Source organism: Streptococcus oralis, assembly GCF_026782235.1.
GTDB lineage: Bacteria > Bacillota > Bacilli > Lactobacillales > Streptococcaceae > Streptococcus > Streptococcus oralis_CC.
Genome location: NZ_JAKUWE010000003.1, coordinates 80,259 through 99,898, shown reverse-complemented (window position 1 = coordinate 99,898; position 19,640 = coordinate 80,259). Strand labels below are relative to the sequence as shown.

Here is a 19,640-nt window from a genome sequence, read left to right as displayed (position 1 = left end):
TGGTAGACTATTTGAGTAAGTATTGGAAGATTACTCAAGAGGCTTAAGAGGCCGTGTTGGAAACGCGGTAGGCGTGTAACAGCGTGCGTGGGTTCGAATCCCATGTCTTCCGTAGAAAAAAGAAAAACTGCACCTCAATGCAGTTTTTTTATCGCAAGCATTTAAAAATCAAATAATACAAACACTATATGATTTCATAAAACAAAAGGATATAGATTTCTAGGATACGACAAAAATGTTGTATCCTTTGTTATATCCTTTTTTAGCAAAAGAATACCAAGGAATACAAAAGGCAAAAACAAAAAACGTTGATTTAACAACGTTTTTCCAAGGTTGGTGAAAGAATAATGGAGCCGGTGGGAGTCGAACCCACGTCCAAACACCTGCCAACATATTTGTCTACAACCATAGGTTATGTATTGTTTTAACAGTCCCTCGACACATAACTCAAGCCTAGGAACTGCGAGTCTATTAATCTCTTATCAAACCACTAGACAAGGCTTGATCGTATCTCGCTAATCATAAGACCTGTCATTGAACACGAGCAATCCAAATCAGGTCACGCCTGCTGGTTTTTAGGCAGCTAAAGCGTAAGAAGTGTTATTTTTTGCAGTTATATTTAACTGAGCGTTTACGTCGCCACACGGGTTGCAAAATATGCCTCATAATGCCTGTCGAATCCGTAACGACCCCAAGATTATAGAACTATTATAACCTATCTTCATAAAAAATGCAAAATCAAGCCAATTCTTTAGAAAAGATACGTTTTTAAAGTATCTGATAAAGCTTGATAACCAGCTACACTCAGATGGAGACCATCCGTTGTATAGGCTGATTGAAGTTGTCCTTCTGAATCTGTCAAACTATCATAAATCGGCACAAAATCTACCTGCATATAGGCGGATACTAGAGCCTCATAGGCTTGATTCCATTCTCTAATCTTTTCATTGGTTCGGATATAAACAGTCTGCTTGTATTTCTCTCCCTCATTGACTGGCAAAATGGATAGGAGCTTTATTTGTGACAACGGATAATCTCGGGCAATTGATTGGATCACTCGCTCAAGATTATCCAAGGCTTCATTTATAGGAATATCTTTTCCGATATCATTTGTCCCAATTAGGAGAACAATTTGATCCACAGCATCACCATAAAGATGGGCATCTAGATTCTCTAATAACAGTTTCGTCTGGTAGCCTCGGATGCCACGATTGACAATCTTCTTTGCAGTCCCAAACAACTCTTGCAATGGGTAGTATTCTACAATCGAATCACCAATAAAAATGATATCTGGCTCTAGAACAGAAACTTGATTCAATTCACGATACTTGGTTTGAATCTTCTCCTGCTCTTTTAGGAGCCAATTTTCTAATAACTGTACTGCCACCTTATCCCTCTTTCTCTAACCAATTTTCTAGGACCTGATAAACACCCGCCTGGCTGTTAGCTGGTGCTAGGGCAGTCGCAACTGCCTTGGCCTCATCATCTGCATTTTCCATCGCATAGGCAATACCAGCCATCTCCAACATCTCGACATCATTTTCACTGTCACCAAAAGCCATAACTTGTTCCGATTTCAAATCCCAGCGCTTGAGTAATTCTTCCAATCCCCATGCCTTGTGAATACCAGTTTGGAGGATGTCAATACACCCATAACCGCTAGAAACGGCTCTTATATGACCATTAAAGAGGTCATTGATTTCCTGCAAAACAGAACTAGAGCGTTCTTCACCAACAACCATACTCATCTTTAACACTCCACCGAAGAGGTCAGCTTGCAAGTCTTCCACAAAATTCATTCGTTGATAAAATTTTTCAATCATCTCTGGTGTCATAAATTTTTCTAGGTCTGTAAAAACAGTCCCTTTCTTGACAAAACCACCCTTCATACCTGTTACGACAAACTGATCTCGGCACTCTCTCCCTTTAAAATGAACTAAAGCCGTGTCAACCATAGCATCATCCCAGGTCTGCGCTTGAATCAGTTTATTGTTTTCAAAAATACGCGCCCCATTGGCAACGACCAGAACTACTCTACTCGCCAAGTGTTCTAGTAATTGCCTCATACGGTGAACTTCATTCCCCGTCGCAATGACAAAACGGATATCCCTTTGATCCAGCTGATCTAAAATCTTTTCCAAGCGGGGTAGATCTAGCTGCCCTCTCGGGTCTAGCAAGGTTCCATCCATGTCTGTTGCAATTAATTTAATCGTCATCATATCTCCTTTAGAGTGAGCGTCTACCACTTCAACCCTACATGTTCATTCATTTCTTTATAGGCCGTGTCAATTCGTTCCTTGGTCGCCTCGTCCAACTTGTCACGGTGACTGCCTCCCTCGATGAAGTCCTCTAGGATATAGGTCTGATAGAGGAAGAGCGGATAGCCTTCTGGAGAGTAAGTCCCTTTGGGTGTTCGATTGACCCATGTCGGATGTGCCTTTGCCGTTTCAATCCTAGTCTTGCCATCTTTTTTCTTAATGGTTACATCCATGAGAACACCGCGCTCCGTCCACTTGGCATTTTCCTCATCTTGCATGGTTTCAATGCGTTGATTTGAGAGGAAATTCCCCATGGAGTAGATGATCAGTTTTTTGTCACCATCTTTTTCAACTGTTTCAGCAGGTTCAACGACGTGAGGGTGCCCTCCAAAGATAATATCGGCTCCCCAGTCAATCATCTTATGGTACAGTGTTTTCTGTTCTTCCGTTGGTTCTAGCTGGTACTCAATTCCCATCTGAGGCATAATAACAGTAATATCTGCTTCCTTCTCAGCACGCTCGATTTCTGCCTTCATCTTATCTTCATTCAGATCAGAAAGATAGCGATTATAGTCCTCTTGAGAGATATACTGCTCAATGCCATTAAAACCGTAGGAATAGGCCAGGAGAGCTACCTTGATACCATTGACTTCCTTGATGACTATAGGTGCTTGGTCTCGGGATTCATGTGTGTAGACTCCGATGGGTGTCATTCCAGCCTTTTCAATAGCTTGAGCTGTTGAAACTACTCCCTCAATTTGAGAATCCAAAATATGATTATGAGCCAAATCTAGAACTTGGTAACCTGCATCCTTGATCGCATCCATGACTTCTCCTGGTGCATTAAAGAGAGGATAACCTGCCAAGTAGTGGTCCTTGTTCACTGTTCCTTCAAAGTCACCAATTACCAAATCCGCTTGCTTGAGCCAGGGTTTTACATACTCAAAATTTTCATGGAAATCATAGGTTCCATCTTCTTTAAGAGCTGTTCGGTAGATAGGGATATGGTAGAGAAGGTCGCCATTTGCCATGATACGTGCCGTCGTTTCACCAGACTGATTTTCCTTGGATTGACTGGAAGTACTTGCAGAATCAAGAGTTTGACTACTAGGACTCGTTCCCTTACTACCTTGTACTGCTCGAACTAATAAGTTTACCCCCATGGATAAGGCAACTGCAAGCAATAACACAATAATAAACTGGGCATTGGTCCAGGATTTATAATTCCGAAAGAAATCCACACTAGTTCTCCACACCCCATAAAGAGAGCCCTGAGACCGTCTATCTTGTCGCTTTTCCATCTTTATTCCCCCTTGCTTTTACTGCAAGTCTTTTCTTTTATTATACCACAGACAAAAGAGGAATACCGTTTATTATATTATTTTTTAGGAACTTCTGCGACTTTCTTTCTCGCCTATTTTGTGTTATCATGTAGAGGTAATGAAAGGAGAGAAAATGTCTGCTATAGAACGTATTACAAAAGCTGCTCATTTAATTGATATGAACGATATTATCCGTGAGGGAAACCCTACTCTTCGCGCAGTTGCTGAGGAGGTCACTTTCCCACTGTCTGACCAGGAAATCATCCTTGGCGAAAAGATGATGCAATTCCTCAAACATTCCCAAGATCCTGTTATGGCTGAAAAGATGGGGCTCCGCGGTGGAGTTGGATTGGCCGCTCCCCAGCTGGATATCTCAAAACGCATTATCGCCGTTTTGGTCCCAAATATTGTAGAAGAAGGTGAAACTCCTCAGGAAGCCTACGATTTGCAAGCTGTTATGTACAATCCAAAAATTGTCTCTCACTCTGTTCAGGACGCTGCTCTTGGCGAAGGAGAAGGTTGCCTTTCTGTTGACCGAAACGTTCCAGGCTATGTTGTCCGTCATGCCCGTGTCACTGTTGATTACTTTGACAAGGATGGCGAAAAACACCGAATCAAGCTCAAAGGTTACAACTCTATCGTTGTCCAACATGAAATTGATCATCTAAACGGAATCATGTTTTACGATCGTATCAATGAAAAAGATCCATTTGCTGTTAAAGATGGTTTACTGATTCTGGAATAAAGAAAATCCCGTTGCAAGACGGGGTTTTGTGTTATAATAGATGCATGAAAACAAATGATATTGTCTATGGCGTCCATGCCGTTACTGAAGCCCTCCTTGCAAACACTGGAAATAAACTTTACCTCCAAGAAGATCTTCGAGGTAAGAATGTTGAGAAAGTCAAGGAACTGGCTACAGAAAAGAAGGTATCCATTTCTTGGACTTCAAAAAAATCCCTCTCTGAGATGACTGAAGGCGCTGTCCACCAAGGTTTTGTTCTACGAGTGTCCGAATTTGCCTATAGCGATCTGGATCACATCCTTTCCAAAACACGACAAGAAGAAAATCCTTTGCTATTGATTCTGGACGGGTTAACTGACCCCCATAATTTAGGTTCTATCTTAAGGACTGCTGATGCGACCAATGTTTCAGGTGTCATTATTCCCAAGCACCGTGCTGTCGGAGTGACTCCTGTCGTTGCCAAAACGGCCACAGGTGCTATTGAGCATGTACCGATTGCCCGAGTGACCAACCTCAGTCAAACCTTAGATAAACTTAAGGATGAGGGCTTCTGGACCTTCGGAACGGATATGAACGGTACTCCTTGCCACAAGTGGAATACAAAAGGGAAAATCGCCCTCATCATCGGAAATGAAGGAAAAGGCATCTCCAGCAACATCAAAAAACAGGTCGATGAGATGATTACCATTCCAATGAATGGGCATGTTCAAAGCCTCAATGCCAGTGTTGCTGCAGCCATTCTCATGTACGAAGTTTTCCGAAATAGACTATAAAAAAGTTTCCAGTCATCTGATTGGAAACTTTTTTATGATTAACTATGTTCTGTGATAAACTTGTAGGCTTCTTGCCCAGCGATAGCTCCGTCTCCAACTGCTGTTGTTACTTGGCGAAGGTCTTTTTGACGAACATCCCCAACCGCAAAGATACCTTCAACGGCAGTCTTCATGTGGTTATCTGTCACAATCCAGCCTGCCTGATTTTGGATATTCAATTCTTTAACAAAATCGCTAACAGGATCTAAACCGACGTAGATAAAGACACCTCCAAAGGCTTGTTCTGTCACTTGACCTGTTTTTACATTTTCAAATACGACAGATTCTACTCGGTTTTCACCTTTGATTTCCTTGACAACAGAATCCCAGATAAAGTTGACTTTCTCATTTGCAAAAGCACGGTCTTGCAAAACCTTTTGGGCACGAAGTTGGTCACGACGGTGAACAATAGTGACAGTCTTGGCAAAGCGAGTTAAGAAGAGGGCTTCTTCTACCGCTGAATCTCCACCACCGACTACGAGCAAGTCTTGGTCACGGAAGAATGCTCCATCACAGACTGCACAGTAAGAAACACCACGACTGTTCAGTTCTTCTTCCCCGGGAACCCCTAAGAGACGGTGTTTTGACCCAGTTGCCACGATGACAGTACGGGTTTCGTAAACTTGATCATCAGTGATTACCTTCTTATAGTCACCTTGGTCTTCAATATTTTCAACATAGCCATAAAGATGCTCTACTCCAAGGTTTTCAAGTGGTTCAAACATCTTTTCAGCCAATTCAGGTCCACTGATATTGGCATAACCTGGATAGTTTTCGATATCAGATGTGTTATTCATTTGCCCGCCTGGCAGACCACCTTCAATCAAGCCTACTTTCAGATTGCTTCGAGCGGCATATAAGGCAGCGGTCATTCCCGCAGGTCCAGCACCGATAATAATCGTATCGTACATTTCGATTCCTTCTTTCTTGTTGTAACTATCTTTATTCTAACTTATTCTTGCTAGTCACGCAAGGATTATGCCTTGAAAACCAAGAGCAAACTCATGACGGCAAAGGATAACACCGGAACGACCAAAACTCCAATCATAATCATATCATAGAGATGAGCTTGACGAGCCTTGGCTGTCTTGTCCACACCAGACATGGCTCTCAATCCAATCCAAATCCCCAGAAAAATCACGACAAGGATGGTCGTTAAGATCAAACTCTCGAAATATAAAGAAAACAGTTGCAGCAGCATGATCTCTCTCGTTTCTATCTTTTTTAAAGAGTAAACTCAGCTAGTCCAACTAACTGAGTTTTCCTTTTTCTATTATATCAAATATAAGTTCGTTTGTAACTAGCGAAGAATTCTTTTGTTCGTTCTTCTTTCGGATGATTGATGATTTCATCCGGTGTGCCAGACTCGATGATTTTCCCTTTATCTAGGAATAAAACCTTATCTGCCACTTGGGTTACAAAAGACATATCGTGACTGACCAAAATCATGGTCTGACCTGACTTGGCAGCGTCTGCAATAGACTTTTCTACTTCACCGACCAACTCTGGGTCAAGGGCTGAAGTGGGCTCATCCAAGAGCAAGACATCTGGTTTCATAGCAAGCGCACGCGCGATGGCGACCCGTTGCTTCTGTCCACCTGATAAGTGGCGAGGATAATGGTTTTCACGGTCAGAAAGACCAACCTTGGCCAACTCTTCCTTAGCGATTTTTGTTGCTTCATCGTCCGATAATTTTTTAACGACAACCAAACCTTCCTTGACATTGTCAAGAGCAGTTCGGCGTTCAAACAAATTAAACTGTTGGAAAACCATGGACAACTTGCGACGAAGGGTTAGGATCTCTTCTTGGCTAATCTTAGAAAAATCAACTTTAAAATTGTCAATCTGAATCGTTCCACTATCTGGAGTTTCAAGGTAGTTCAAACTACGAAGAAAGGTTGACTTCCCAGCTCCAGATGAACCAATCAAAGCCACTACCTCACCTTTTTGAATATCCAAGTCCAGATGATCCAAGACAGTCTGTCCTGAAAAGGATTTGCTTAAATTCGAAATCTTAATCATTAACGAAGGTCTCCTTTCACATCTGTAGACACTGTATCAGGTGCAGAAATAGCCATTTTTCTCTCGATGAAACGACCGAGGCTTTCAATTCCGATATTGACTACCCAATAAACAAGAGCAACGGAGATGAAGCGTTCAAAATAGCGGTAATCAGCTCCACCCAAAATCTGAGCTTGAGCAAAAACTTCCACAACTCCTGCACTAAAGGCTAGAGATGTTCCCTTAGTCAAACCGATGAGGGAGTTAATCAAAGTCGGTGTCGCTACCACCGCTGCATTTGGAATAATCACACGACGGTAAACTTGTGCTCGTGTCATACCCAAACTACGCGCCGCCTCAATTTCACCTGGATTAACAGAAAGGATGGCTGCACGAATCGTTTCACTTGCATAAGCCGCCTCATTAAAAGCAAAGGCCACAATCGCAAAAAGCGCTGCTGGAATCGCATTGATATTGAAACCAGTGCCCCATTGCTGGTTGATAGCTTTCAGTGCTAAAGGAATTCCGTAGTAGGTCAACATAAGTTGAACTAGGATTGGAGTACCTTTTAAGAAGCTGACGAAAAAGGCCTGCAAGGGATATAGAATCTTAACACGATTAATCTTAACAATGGCAAAAATCAAGGCAAGTAGCAAACCAAAGAGTGCACCTCCAAGCGTTAACATCAAGGTTGTAGGCAGTTGCTGGACAATCCTTGGAATTCCGTCAAAGACCGAACGCAAACTAAAGAGTTTACCATCCGGAATGAGTTGCATCAAACTTTGGTACCAATCTGATGCTAAAAATGTTGTAACAGTCATAAAAACATCCTCTCCTGATAATGATTCATTCTATCATACTTCTGCTCGCAAGCAAATTATTTGCTACGGGCTGCTCAGACTTTGTCTATCTTCTAGTTTATCACACTTTAAAACAGGGAGGCTATATATTTTACCTATCAAGGAGATAAATAAAAACTATTTCAAGCCCAGTCCCCCGTAGGTTTTTCTATAGCCGATTTGTTTAACAGCACCATTCTCCACCAAAATTGGACGTTTCAATAACATGCCATCACTGGCTAGAAGCTTGGCTGCTTCTGGTTTTGACAAACTTCCCACCTTATCTTTTAGGCCTAGTTCGCGGTATTTGATCCCGCTAGTATTGAAAAATTGTTTCACTTCAAAACCGGAAGTTTCTAACCACTTCAAAATCACGTCTTCACTTGGGGTTTCTTCTACGATGTGGACATCTTGGTATTCCAGTCCAAGTTGATCCAATTCATTTTTTGCTTTCTTACAAGTTGAACATTTTGGGTATTCGATAAATTCTAACATCTTCTTTTCTTTCTATTTTTTATTTTCTTGAAATGCTGCACCTTCATGTTGCAAGAGCCAGGCTTTCTTTTCGACTCCCGATGCATAGCCTGTCAGACGATTGCCTGATCCCAGCACACGGTGACAGGGTACGAGGATGGACCAAGGATTACGCCCCACTGCTCCGCCAATCGCTTGAGCAGAAGCCACTTGCAGATCTTGAGCTATTTGTCCGTAAGTTACTGTTTGACCATAAGGAATGGCCTGTAAGTAAGTCCAGACTCGCTTTTCAAAATCTGTTCCAATAGGAGCCAAAGGTAAGTCAGATAGATCCTGAACACTGCCTTCGAAATAGGTATCTAAATAGGAAATAACTTGCTCTAATACAGGATGGCTACCAACTTCTTCTATCGTTTCATCCCCTAATCCCCTCTCAAAATGAGTTTGGTCCTGCACCCAAATTCCATACAGATATTGCTTGTCAGCAACTAAGGATAAGGTCCCAATTGGCGACGGGTAGAGCATTTTTGCGTACTTTTTCTGCTTCATTTTTTTAATTTCTGATAGGCCAAGCGTTCTCCATCAACTGGAACTTTTCCGACCTGACTAAATCCAAGTTTTTCAAAGATATGCTGCATGGCCTTGTTTTCAACATGTGTATCTGAACGAAAATCTAGATAATCAAAACCTTCAATCAAGCCTTCTAGGAAAGTCTGAGCAACTCCCTGCCCTTGGACATCTGCTGCCACAGCGATACGGTGAAAGACCAGATATTCTGATTCTTCCCCCTGCCAACTTCCTTCATAAATGGCTTCATAGGCTTCCTCTGGGCTCTTGGTCACAGCAGCATAGGCTAACAGTTCTCCCTCTTCCAAGGCCACATAGGCTTGACCAGAGATGATATCATCAATAATGATGTCGGCATTTGGATAGCCATTTTGCCACTGGTCGCTACCAGACTTGGCTAAACACTTTTTGGCATCCTCCATCACCTGCATAATCGCATCTACTTCGTTTGGAAAGGCTAAACGAATCTCCATCTCTTCCCCTCATTTCTAACTATTTTCTCTCATCATAGCATAATTTAAAGCTTTCTACAAGCAGTTGAAACTTGACTTTTGTTTTTTATTATTTTATAATCTAGTTGTTAAAACTAGATAAAAAGGAGTTGGAAATGAATTCTAACTTTTCCTACCCAAAATGGGAAGACATTCCAAACATTGACCTCTATCTGGATCAGGTTTTACTTTATGTCAATCAGGTCTGTGCCCCTATCTCTCCAGATAAGGACAAGAGACTAACAGCATCTATGGTCAATAACTATGTCAAACATGGTTACCTGACAAAGCCTGACAAGAAGAAATACCAACGCAAACAGATTGCCCGTTTGATTGCCATCACCACTCTCAAGTCTGTCTTTTCGATCCAAGAAATCGCCCAGACACTTAATACTCTACAAACTCAAGCGAGCTCAGACCAGCTCTACGACGCTTTTGTGGACTACATGAACCATGGGATTGATCCAGAAAATCCTATTATCCAAACCAGCTGTCAAACGGTTAAACTCTATCATCAAACTCTAGACTTAATCCTTATCAAAGAAGGGGAGGAAATCCAATGAATACAAGCTTAAAACTCAGTAAAAAGCTCAGTTTTGGAGAGGAAATCGCTAATAGCGTGACCCATGCTGTGGGTGCGGTTATCATGCTCATCTTACTCCCCATTTCATCCACCTACAGTTATGAAGTACATGGGTTTTTATCATCTTTTGGTGTTTCTATCTTTGTTATCAGTCTCTTTCTCATGTTCCTCTCATCAACTATTTACCACTCTATGGCCTATGGTTCGACCCACAAATACGTTTTGCGAATCATCGACCACTCTATGATTTATGTGGCTATCGCAGGCTCTTATACGCCAGTCGTATTGACTTTGATGAATAACTGGTTTGGCTATCTGATCATTGCCATTCAGTGGGGAACGACCATCTTTGGCATCCTCTATAAAATCTTTGCTAAAAAGGTCAATGAAAAATTCAGCCTTGCCCTTTACCTGATCATGGGCTGGTTGGTTCTGGCTATCATTCCTGCTATTATCAGTCAAACAACGCCAATTTTCTGGAGTCTCATGGTAACTGGCGGACTCTGTTATACAGTTGGAGCTGGATTTTACGCTAAGAAAAAACCTTATTTCCACATGATTTGGCATCTCTTTATCCTAGCGGCATCTGCACTCCAATATATCGCGATTGTTTATTACATGTAAAAAAGTTGAGAATCTTTTCTCAACTTTTTTCTTTACACATATTGATAAAGTACTGGTGCAAGAGAACATCATCTGTCAATTCTGGATGAAAAGAGGTCACCAGCATATTTTTTTCTTGAGCTGCAACGATTTGGTTATTCACTACTGCCAGAACATCAACATCCTTACCAACTTCACTAATAATAGGTCCACGGATAAAGGTCATGGGAATCTGACCGACTCCCTTACATTCTGCCTCTGTATAAAAACTTCCTAGTTGACGCCCATAGGCATTGCGCTCAACCACTATATCCATGGTTCCAAGATGACTTTCTTCCTGAGAAGTGATTTCCTTAGCCAGCAAAATCAAGCCTGCGCAAGTACCAAAAACTGGAAGTCCAGATGAAATAGCTTCTCGGATTGGAATCAACATCTGCTGGTCGCGCAAGAGCTTGCCCATAGTCGTAGACTCACCACCAGGTAATATCAAACCCGACAAGTCACTCTGATGTTGTTGAAAATCCTCTAAATTTCTGATTTCTACACTAACAACACCTAACTTCTCTAACACTTTTGCATGTTCTGCAAAGGCACCTTGCAAGGCTAATATCCCGATTTTCATCTATTTTCCTCGCTCAGCCATTAGAATTTGGATTTCATTCTCGTTAATACCAACCATGGCTTCCCCTAGGTCTTCAGAGATTTGAGCCAGAATTTGAGGATTTTGGTAGTTGGTTACGGCTTTGACAATAGCACTTGCTCGTTTAACAGGATCGCCTGACTTGAAAATACCTGAACCGACAAAGACGCCCTCTGCTCCCAATTGCATCATCAGCGCAGCATCTGCTGGCGTTGCAACGCCTCCAGCTGCAAAGTTTACAACTGGTAATTTTCCATGTTCATGAACGTATTGGACCAATTCAACAGGGACTTGTAAGTCCTTGGCAGCAACATAAAGTTCATCCTCACGGAGATTTTGAATGCGGCGAATTTCTTGATTCATCATGCGCATATGACGAACGGCTTGAACAATGTCTCCTGTACCCGGTTCTCCTTTTGTCCGAATCATAGAAGCTCCTTCAGCGATACGACGCAAGGCTTCACCCAAGTCCTTAGCTCCACAAACAAAAGGAACTTGAAATTCTTTCTTATCTACATGGAAACGATCGTCTGCTGGAGACAGTACTTCACTCTCATCGATATAGTCAATCTCAATAGCCTCTAAAATCTGAGCTTCAACAAAATGCCCAATTCTGACCTTGGCCATCACTGGAATGCTGACCGCTTCTTGGATTTCCTTAATCATCTTTGGATCACTCATACGGGAAACTCCACCAGCTGCACGAATATCAGCTGGAATCCGCTCCAACGCCATAACAGCTGCCGCACCAGCAGCCTCTGCGATACGAGCCTGTTCAGGGTTCTGAACGTCCATGATAACCCCACCTTTGAGCATCTGTGCCAAGTTTTTATTTAGTTCATAACGATTTTCAGTCATTTCTTAATCCTCATCATTTGTATTGGTAGCTACCATTTCATTTTAAGCCAGATTAGAATGAAGTACAAGATAAAAAAAGGATAATTGTATGGGTACAGATTGATACTCAATGAAAATCAAAGAGCAAACTAGGAAGCTAGCCGCAGGTTGCTCAAAGCACTGCTTTGAGGTTGTAGATAGAACTGACGAAGTCAGTAACATATATACGGTAAGGCGAAGCTGACGTGGTTTGAAGAGATTTTCGAAGAGTATAACTAAAAAACTATCTGACCTTAACTTAAGGCCAGATAGTTCATCAAATTTTATTTTTCAGCTGTAAGTGCAGCCATTGTGATGTAATTGTATGGTTTGTTGAAATGTGGCAAGAAGAATAGGTCTGTCAAAGCCAATTTATCAATGGTTACATGCTCTTGGATAGCAAGTGAGAACATGTGGATTCCCATACTGATAGCAGCATCATGTGACACCATTTGTGCACCAAGGATTTCGCGACTGTCTTTGTCAAAGACAATCTTGATGGCAACTTCGTGGTTGTCATGTTTGATAAATTCTGGTTTTTGAAGATCGTTAAATCCAGTTTCAGTTGCATTATAGCCTGCAGCTTTGGCTTTTTCAAGAGTCAAACCAGTTGAAACCATGTGAAGACCGTAGATTGAAATACCGTTTGATCCTTGAACTCCGATTCCTTCCAATTCATGGCCACAAGCATTGTAAGCACCAACGATACCAGTACGTACAGCGTTTGATGCAAGAGCGATGTAGCTTGTATCTTTACGTGCATTGTCATAAACAGTTGCACAGTCACCAACAGCGTATACACCTGGGATAGATGTTTCTTGTTTCTTATCTACAAGGAAGGCACCGTTGCGGAAGAGTTCAATCTTACCGTCAGCAAGAGCTGTGTTTGGACGGAAACCAACAGCAAGAACCACCATATCTACATCAAATGTTTCTTTGTCTGTTACCAAGCGTTCAACTTTTCCATCACCTTGGATGGCTTTAACTGTTTGACCAAGAGCCAAGCGGATGTTGTGGTCTTCCAAGTTCTTCGCCATCATTTGAGTGAAGTCTTTGTCATAGTAGCCGTTCAAGACTGTGTCTACGATATCGACAAGCACCACTTCTTTTCCAAGACGCTCAAAGGCTTCGGCAAGTTCTACACCGATGTAACCACCACCAACAACGGCAATGCGCTCAAGGTGTTTGCTCTTGTCTTCAAGTTTTTCAATAACTTCTTCAGCGTTTTGGTACAATTTAACAAATTGTACATTTTCAAGAGTTGCTTTGAATTCGCGGTTGCCCTTAACGATTTCAACACCTTCGATTGGAGGCAAGATTGGAGTTGAACCAGTTGCAAAGATCAATTTGTCATAAGATTCTTTGTGCTCTTTTCCTTCAACTTCTGCAGTCACAACTTTGTTATCGTAGTCAATTGAAAGAACTGGTGAGTTCATGTAAACTTTAGCACCTTTTGCTTCCAATTTTTCTTTATCAGAGTAGAAGAGACCTTCTGGGCCATCAATTTGTTCCCCGATCCAAAGCGCCATTCCACAACCAAGGAATGAAATATTTGAGTTTTGGTCAAATACTACGATTTCGTTCTCATGTCCGAAGTTGTCCAACATCGTATTAATACAAGCTGTACCAGCGTGGTTAGCACCAACTACAACGATTTTACTCATAGAAAAATTCCTACCTTTAATTTTTGATTTACTTTTCTAGTATATCATTTACTGTTAGCGTTTACAAGGTATTTGCTCAGAATTCTCTTTTTTTCAGAAAAAAATACACTTAATATTAACAAACATTATTTTTCTATCGTTTTCATGCTAATTTTGAGCATATTTCTTGACTTTTTGTCAAAATCCATTTGTGAAAACGCTGACTTTATGGTATGCTAGTTACATGGAAAGAACATGTAAGGGGTTTAATTTTTCTTTAACCAACTTATATTGAATGATTTCCTATGAAAAGAAAGGAGCTGGTAGCTTGCCTCTTCATTCACGTTCTGAACGGCTAATGGGAACAACTATCACGATTTCATTAGTAGATGAACAGGCAGAAATCCTGCTTCAGGACGCTTTTGACTTGCTCAAAGAGCTCGAATACCGCTTTAACGCCAACAGTCAAGAATCCGAACTGATGGAAATCAACTACCAGGCTGGAATCACACCTGTTAAGGTTCATCCTGACCTATTTGAACTGATTGCTCTTGGACTAGAGCACAGCCTAGCTCCCTCTAGCCATCTAAATATCAGTATCGGTCCCTTGATTCAAACCTGGCGAATCGGATTTGCAGATGCACGACTTCCAGAGTTAAACGAAATCGAAGCTGTCTTGCCCCTAGTTAACCCGCATTTTATCAAGTTGGATCCGACTAGCTCTACTGTTTTTTTAGAGAAGAAAGGAATGAAGCTTGATCTAGGTTGCTTAGCCAAAGGCTATAGTGCAGATAAGGTTGCCCAGTATTTAAAAGCACACGGTGTCACCTCTGCCTTGATCAATCTCGGAGGAAATATCCTCACCATCGGGAATAACCAAGCTAAAGAAGGGAAAGCCTGGCAGATTGGGATTCAAGATCCGCGAAATCCTCGTGGCAATCATCTCCTAACCATTCCTGCGTCTAACAAATCCGTTGTCACTTCAGGTATTTATGAACGCCACCTGACAGTAGATGGAAAAGACTATCACCATATCTTTGATAGTGAGACAGGATTTCCTGTCGAAACAGACCTCGCTAGCCTAACGATTATCTCAGATAAATCCGTTGATGGTGAGATTTGGACAACCCGCCTTTTCGGAGAACGTAGCGCTTCTATCCTCTGGCAAGTCGAAAGTTTAGATGGTATCGAAGCCATCCTCATCGACAAAGAGGGGAACCTTACATGTTCTTCAGGCCTTTAAATTTGTATTATGTAAAAAGAGAAAGGAAATCTCATGCTAAAACTTATTGCCATTGTTGGAACGAACTCTAAACGTTCTACAAACCGCCAATTGCTCCAATACATGCAAAAACACTTTGCCGACAAGGCTGAGATTGAACTTGTTGAAATCAAGGACATTCCTGTTTTCAACAAACCAGCAGATAAGCAACTTCCAGCTGAAATTCTTGAGATTGCAGCTAAAATTGAAGCATCTGACGGTGTGATTATCGGTACTCCTGAGTACGACCACTCTATCCCTGCAGTTTTGATGAGCGCTCTTGCTTGGCTATCTTACGGTATCTACCCACTTTTGAACAAACCAATCATGATCACTGGTGCTTCTTACGGTACACTTGGTTCATCTCGTGCCCAATTGCAACTTCGTCAAATCTTGAACGCTCCTGAAATTAAGGCAAATGTTCTACCAGATGAATTCTTGCTCTCACACTCTCTTCAAGCATTTAACCCAAGTGGTGATTTAGTTGACCTTGATGTTATTAAAAAATTAGATGCCATCTTTGATGACTTCCGTATCTTTGTGAAGATTACTGAGAAATTGCGCAATGCACAAGAATTGCTTCGTAAAGATGCAGAAGAATTTGACTGGGAAAATTTGTAAGATAGGAGACCGAAAGAATGAAATTTGTTGGACTTGTTGGATCAAACTACGATCAATCATATAACCGCAAACTCTTGGAATTTATCCGTCGCAATTTTAAATTCAAATTTGAATTAGAAGTCCTTGAAATCGACGAAGTTCCAATGTTTAACCAAGACGAAAAATGGGACGAAAGCTTCCAATTGCGTTTCTTGTATAACAAGATTACACGTGCTGATGGTGTCATTATCGCCACTCCTGAGCACAACCACACTATCTCGGCTTCACTCAAATCTGTACTCGAATGGCTTTCATACGAAGTTCATCCATTTGAAAACAAGCCTGTTATGATTGTGGGAGCATCATACTACGACCAAGGAACATCACGCGCCCAAGTTCACCTTCGTAAAATCCTTGACGCCCCAGGTGTTAATGCCTACACGCTTCCAGGTAACGAATTCCTTCTTGGTAAAGCTAAGGAAGCTTTTGATAACGACGGAAATATCACCAACGAAGGCACTGTTAAATTCCTTGAAACTTGCTTAGATAACTTTGTAAAATACGTAGGAGTCGTTTCGAAATTGAAAAAACCAAAACCAATCGAACCAGAAGACTTGGATTGTGGAAAACCAATTGCTACAACCATCACAGAAGTTGATCCTGACGATCCAGAATGGGTAGAAAAAGTTGCTGCAATCACTGGAGCTGTTTCTGGTGATACCTATGTCAAACTGGACCACGGTATCCTGACAGTTAACCAAATTGATATGTTCTTGAAAGCTATGCCATTTGAATTGACATACGCTGATGATAACAACCAATTCCTCTACTACAATAACGCTCACCAAGATCCAGACACCATGTTTGCCAAACGTGTACCACCTCAATCAGGTAACCGTATGTCGACTGTTCATGGATCTCTTCCACCAGCACGTATGAAGAATGTAGAGTGGGTTATCGGAACACTTCGTAACGGAAACCAAGAATACGTCCGTACGATCGTTCCAGGTTCTCCTGCAGGTGTCATCAACACCCACAACTACCAAGCGATGTACTATCCTGATGGATCATACGCTGGAATCAATGAAATCGTCTTTAACTTCCAACCATGGCTTGACTGGTACCTAAAAGAGACTGGTCAACGTTTGGTAGGTGGTAGTGGACCTTTTGCTCCTGCTGCCGGAGGTCATGGAGATGCTGATGCTACTTCTGGTGCTTCTGATTCAGGTGACGCTGGAGGCCACGGTGGTGGCGCAGACGCTACTTCTGGCGCAAGTAACTAAGAAACACAAAAGGAGCCAAATGCTCCTTTTTTATTACAACAGAAAAGGGGATTGTAAATCATCTACAAACCCCTTTCATTTTATGAGTTAGGATCATCCAAACTACGACCATGTAAACCTTTTTCACGTTGCACTTGGCGTAGTTTTTCTGGCGTTACGTCATTTCCTTCCTCGTCCACAATTTTAATTCCTTCAATATGGTGACGAACAGCACGACGATAGCCTTCAATGTATTCCTCACGAAGTTTAGCTTGTTCCACTTTTTCAGCAGAAGTTAAGCCTTCTGTTTTTTTCTTTTTAGCGAGCTCGTTGATACGAGCGATTTTTTTTGAATCCATGTTTATCTCCTTTGTAAAAAGATACAGTTCGTTTAATAGAGAATCTACTTGGTATTGATTTGGTTAAAGCGTGCAAGCTTAGCTGCTTTCTTGGTTAATTGCGACAAGATGGCCAATCGATTTTGACGAATATCTTGATCATCGGTCATTACCATAGTATTCTCAAAGAAAGCATCAATAACTGGACTAAGCGCAAAGAGTTGTTCTAATTGCTGACTTGCAGTCCCTGATAAAACGAGTGATTCTACTGCTTCCGCCAAGGCTTTCTCTTCTTCATTTTCAAAGAGAGCAGGGTCAACTGTTTCAGATCCTTCCGCTTTCTCAGCCAAATTAAAAGCACGAGAGAGAGATTCGACAGACGGTTTGAAGTTTTCTTCCTTGCTTGCTTCTACAAGAGCACTTGCTGCTTCCAACATATCCGCCACGACAAAGTTCGAACTTGCAAGGACTGCTTCCTTAATGTCTTTTGGAGTTGAACCCATCATCTTATCGACACGAGCCTTGATAAAGTCCATGACCTCTGCTTTATTTTCATAAGTCAAGCTATCAAATTTCAAAGCATAAAGGCTATCAATCAGCTCATCCATAGCAATGTGCCAACCAAAAGCATCCAAGATACGAACTACACCTTGAGTTGCACGACGAAGGGCATAAGGATCATTAGAACCTGATGGAATCAAGCCCACTGAGAAGAAACTCAAAATCGTATCCAATTTGTCTGCAATGGCTAGAATGGCTCCAATCTTGCTCTCTGGGAGAGCTCCGTCCGCTGATGTAGGCATGTAGTGTTCACGAATGGCAGCCGCAACTGCTGGAGTTTCCCCAGCAAGAAGGGCATATTTCTCACCCATAATTCCTTGGAGTTCATCAAACTCACCAACCATCCCTGTCAACAAGTCAAACTTGTAAATGGATGCTGCGCGGGCAAGATCAATCGTTTCATCCACTGATAAACCAGCTTTTTCCGCCAAAAGGACGGCAATCTGACCTGTACGAATCATGTGTTCACGAAGGGAACCAATCTTTTCATGGAAGGTCACATGGTTCAATTTTTCAACAAGATCAGAAATCATCAATTTTTGGTCTTCACGCCAGAAGAATTCTCCATCTTCCAAGCGTGCTACCAAGACTTTTTCATTACCCTTGATAACATTTTCCAAATGCTCTGCGTTTCCGTTACGAACAGAAATGAAGTTTGGCAGAAGTTTACCGTCTTGATCACGAACAACGAAGTAACGTTGGTGCTCCTTCATCGAAGTCACCAAAACTTCTTCTGGAACTTCAAGGTATTTGGCATCAAAACTTCCCATAAAGGCAGTTGGGTATTCAACCAAGTTCAAGACTTCATTGAGCAAGTCAGCATCAATTTCGATACGTACACCATGTTCAGCTTCGATTGCCTTGATTTGGTCAACAATCATTTGCTCACGTTCACGTGGATCCGCAATTACAAATTGTTTACGAAGGTCTTCTTCATAGCTCAATGCTAACTGAATCTTAGTTTCTTGTCCCAAGAAACGATGGCCGCGACTCACACGACCGCCCTTGATATCAAGGAAATCCAAGTCAAACTCTTGCTCGTCCAAGAGAACTGTCAAAGTGTGTACAGGGCGGATATATTCAAAAGTATTGTTAGCCCAGTGCATGCTGACAGGGAAAGTCAGTGACTTCAAGACATCTACAACACTAGGAACAATGTTCTCAACTGGTTGGCCCACTTCTTCCTTGGTAACATAGACATATTCTTCACCCTTGATTTCACGGAATTCAATATCTTCAACTGTCAAGCCTTTCCCACGGACAAATCCTTGAGCTGCTTTGGTGAAGTTTCCATCACTATCCAAGGCAATTTTCTTTGCTGGTCCCTTGAAATCTTCTGTCAAATCAGACTGTTTGTCTGCAAGCCCAGTCACACGAACAGCCAAACGACGTGGTGTTGAGAAGGTTTGAATGGCTTCAAAGGAAAGACGATTTTCTTTGAGGAAGGCTGCCATTTTTTCACCTAGTTGTTTTTCACTTGGAGTTACTACGTAGGCTGGTAACTCTTCAAGACCGAGTTCTACTAATAAGTTTTTTGTCATGTTTTTTCCTTTACATTTTCTTCAATCTTTTTTGATATGCACCTTAGGTACTGGGGACGTCGCTAACTAACTTTTGTGAGTCTGTAAGGAAATCTTATACCAAATAAACTAAGATTTCCAACCGTCTCATCAAAGTGGATTTAGCTGACTGATTTTTGAACCCAAGGTTTCAAAAATCCCCACATAACAGTACGGCGGTGCATATCCCTCTAGCAAGTCTTCG

At 41.8% G+C, this 19,640-nt stretch carries 22 protein-coding genes, 1 tRNA gene and 1 other RNA gene; 8 read left to right on the top strand and 16 right to left on the bottom strand.

The features are described 5' to 3' along the window. Positions 1-24 precede the first annotated feature (24 nt). Positions 25-112: transfer RNA gene (locus MK396_RS04025), tRNA-Ser, on the top strand. 233 nt (positions 113-345) lie between these two features. Here MK396_RS04025 and ssrA read toward each other — a convergent pair. From ssrA to MK396_RS04005, 4 genes are all read right to left on the bottom strand, one after another. Then, positions 346-693, bottom strand: a transfer-messenger RNA (tmRNA) gene (ssrA, locus tag MK396_RS04020). Between the two features lie 58 nt (positions 694-751). After that, the gene (locus MK396_RS04015; protein ID WP_268723731.1) at positions 752-1,387 is read right to left on the bottom strand and encodes an SGNH/GDSL hydrolase family protein; all 636 of its coding nucleotides are present in this window, start codon (positions 1,385-1,387) and stop codon (positions 752-754) included. Between the two features lies 1 nt (position 1,388). After that, complete coding sequence (locus MK396_RS04010) at positions 1,389-2,216, bottom strand: HAD family hydrolase (RefSeq protein WP_268723730.1); 828 nt, start codon at positions 2,214-2,216, stop codon at positions 1,389-1,391. A gap of 23 nt (positions 2,217-2,239) precedes the next feature. Next, the gene (locus MK396_RS04005; protein WP_268723729.1) at positions 2,240-3,559 is read right to left on the bottom strand and encodes a CapA family protein; all 1,320 of its coding nucleotides are present in this window, start codon (positions 3,557-3,559) and stop codon (positions 2,240-2,242) included. A gap of 154 nt (positions 3,560-3,713) precedes the next feature. On the opposite strand from MK396_RS04005, the gene def reads away from it, so the two are divergent. Continuing rightward, on the top strand, positions 3,714-4,325 hold the full coding sequence (gene def / locus MK396_RS04000) for a peptide deformylase (RefSeq protein WP_001272959.1): 612 nt from the start codon (positions 3,714-3,716) through the stop codon (positions 4,323-4,325). Positions 4,326-4,369: 44 nt separating this feature from the next. Continuing rightward, positions 4,370-5,098, top strand: a complete 729-nt coding sequence (gene rlmB, locus MK396_RS03995) for a 23S rRNA (guanosine(2251)-2'-O)-methyltransferase RlmB (RefSeq protein WP_125413559.1) — start codon at positions 4,370-4,372, stop codon at positions 5,096-5,098. Between the two features lie 38 nt (positions 5,099-5,136). Here rlmB and trxB read toward each other — a convergent pair whose 3' ends face one another. From trxB to MK396_RS03960, 7 genes are all read right to left on the bottom strand, one after another. Further along, positions 5,137-6,048: a thioredoxin-disulfide reductase gene (gene trxB, locus MK396_RS03990; RefSeq protein WP_268723728.1), complete on the bottom strand. Its 912-nt coding sequence runs from the start codon at positions 6,046-6,048 to the stop codon at positions 5,137-5,139. A gap of 65 nt (positions 6,049-6,113) precedes the next feature. Then, positions 6,114-6,338, bottom strand: a complete 225-nt coding sequence (locus MK396_RS03985) for a DUF4059 family protein (protein WP_000926603.1) — start codon at positions 6,336-6,338, stop codon at positions 6,114-6,116. Positions 6,339-6,415: 77 nt separating this feature from the next. After that, complete coding sequence (locus MK396_RS03980) at positions 6,416-7,159, bottom strand: amino acid ABC transporter ATP-binding protein (protein ID WP_268723727.1); 744 nt, start codon at positions 7,157-7,159, stop codon at positions 6,416-6,418. Next, positions 7,159-7,959 carry an amino acid ABC transporter permease gene (locus tag MK396_RS03975; protein WP_000219162.1) on the bottom strand — a complete coding sequence of 267 codons (801 nt, stop codon included), beginning with the start codon at positions 7,957-7,959 and terminating at the stop codon, positions 7,159-7,161. The genes MK396_RS03980 and MK396_RS03975 overlap by 1 nt, the downstream gene beginning before the upstream one ends. A 156-nt stretch (positions 7,960-8,115) precedes the next feature. Beyond that, positions 8,116-8,472: an arsenate reductase family protein gene (locus MK396_RS03970; RefSeq protein WP_268723726.1), complete on the bottom strand. Its 357-nt coding sequence runs from the start codon at positions 8,470-8,472 to the stop codon at positions 8,116-8,118. Positions 8,473-8,484: 12 nt separating this feature from the next. Continuing rightward, positions 8,485-9,000, bottom strand: a complete 516-nt coding sequence (locus MK396_RS03965) for a methylated-DNA--[protein]-cysteine S-methyltransferase (RefSeq protein ID WP_268723725.1) — start codon at positions 8,998-9,000, stop codon at positions 8,485-8,487. Further along, a complete protein-coding gene (locus MK396_RS03960) occupies positions 8,997-9,491 on the bottom strand; it encodes a GNAT family N-acetyltransferase (protein WP_268723724.1) in 495 nt (164 codons plus the stop codon). The genes MK396_RS03965 and MK396_RS03960 overlap by 4 nt, the downstream gene beginning before the upstream one ends. Positions 9,492-9,625: 134 nt before the next feature. Between MK396_RS03960 and MK396_RS03955 the strand changes: the two genes are divergently transcribed. Together MK396_RS03955 and trhA are read left to right on the top strand one after the other, a co-directional pair. Then, the gene (locus MK396_RS03955) at positions 9,626-10,072 is read left to right on the top strand and encodes a DUF1836 domain-containing protein (protein ID WP_268723723.1); all 447 of its coding nucleotides are present in this window, start codon (positions 9,626-9,628) and stop codon (positions 10,070-10,072) included. After that, entirely contained in the window at positions 10,069-10,716 is a 648-nt protein-coding gene (gene trhA, locus MK396_RS03950) for a PAQR family membrane homeostasis protein TrhA (RefSeq protein WP_001097976.1), read from the top strand. The genes MK396_RS03955 and trhA overlap by 4 nt, the downstream gene beginning before the upstream one ends. A 19-nt stretch (positions 10,717-10,735) precedes the next feature. Here the strand turns inward: trhA and pdxT are convergent, their stop codons facing one another. From pdxT to nox, 3 genes are all read right to left on the bottom strand, one after another. Then, positions 10,736-11,317, bottom strand: a complete 582-nt coding sequence (gene pdxT, locus MK396_RS03945) for a pyridoxal 5'-phosphate synthase glutaminase subunit PdxT (RefSeq protein ID WP_000689961.1) — start codon at positions 11,315-11,317, stop codon at positions 10,736-10,738. Beyond that, positions 11,318-12,193, bottom strand: a complete 876-nt coding sequence (gene pdxS, locus MK396_RS03940) for a pyridoxal 5'-phosphate synthase lyase subunit PdxS (RefSeq protein WP_000138520.1) — start codon at positions 12,191-12,193, stop codon at positions 11,318-11,320. 302 nt (positions 12,194-12,495) lie between these two features. Continuing rightward, complete coding sequence (gene nox / locus MK396_RS03935; protein WP_000036761.1) at positions 12,496-13,875, bottom strand: H2O-forming NADH oxidase; 1,380 nt, start codon at positions 13,873-13,875, stop codon at positions 12,496-12,498. Between the two features lie 307 nt (positions 13,876-14,182). Between nox and MK396_RS03930 the strand changes: the two genes are divergently transcribed. From MK396_RS03930 to MK396_RS03920, 3 genes are read left to right on the top strand one after another with little or no spacing between them, the layout of a single operon-like run. Next, positions 14,183-15,097 carry an FAD:protein FMN transferase gene (locus tag MK396_RS03930; RefSeq protein ID WP_268723722.1) on the top strand — a complete coding sequence of 305 codons (915 nt, stop codon included), beginning with the start codon at positions 14,183-14,185 and terminating at the stop codon, positions 15,095-15,097. 33 nt (positions 15,098-15,130) lie between these two features. After that, entirely contained in the window at positions 15,131-15,736 is a 606-nt protein-coding gene (locus MK396_RS03925; protein WP_000915933.1) for an NADPH-dependent FMN reductase, read from the top strand. Positions 15,737-15,753: 17 nt separating this feature from the next. After that, complete coding sequence (locus tag MK396_RS03920) at positions 15,754-16,998, top strand: NAD(P)H-dependent oxidoreductase (RefSeq protein WP_000673665.1); 1,245 nt, start codon at positions 15,754-15,756, stop codon at positions 16,996-16,998. 80 nt (positions 16,999-17,078) lie between these two features. On the opposite strand, the gene MK396_RS03915 is transcribed toward MK396_RS03920, so the two are convergent. Together MK396_RS03915 and glyS are read right to left on the bottom strand one after the other, a co-directional pair. Further along, positions 17,079-17,336, bottom strand: coding sequence for a DUF896 family protein (locus tag MK396_RS03915; protein ID WP_000377481.1), 258 nt, complete (start codon positions 17,334-17,336; stop codon positions 17,079-17,081). Positions 17,337-17,380: 44 nt separating this feature from the next. Further along, the gene (gene glyS, locus MK396_RS03910; protein ID WP_268723721.1) at positions 17,381-19,417 is read right to left on the bottom strand and encodes a glycine--tRNA ligase subunit beta; all 2,037 of its coding nucleotides are present in this window, start codon (positions 19,415-19,417) and stop codon (positions 17,381-17,383) included. Positions 19,418-19,640: the final 223 nt, after the last annotated feature.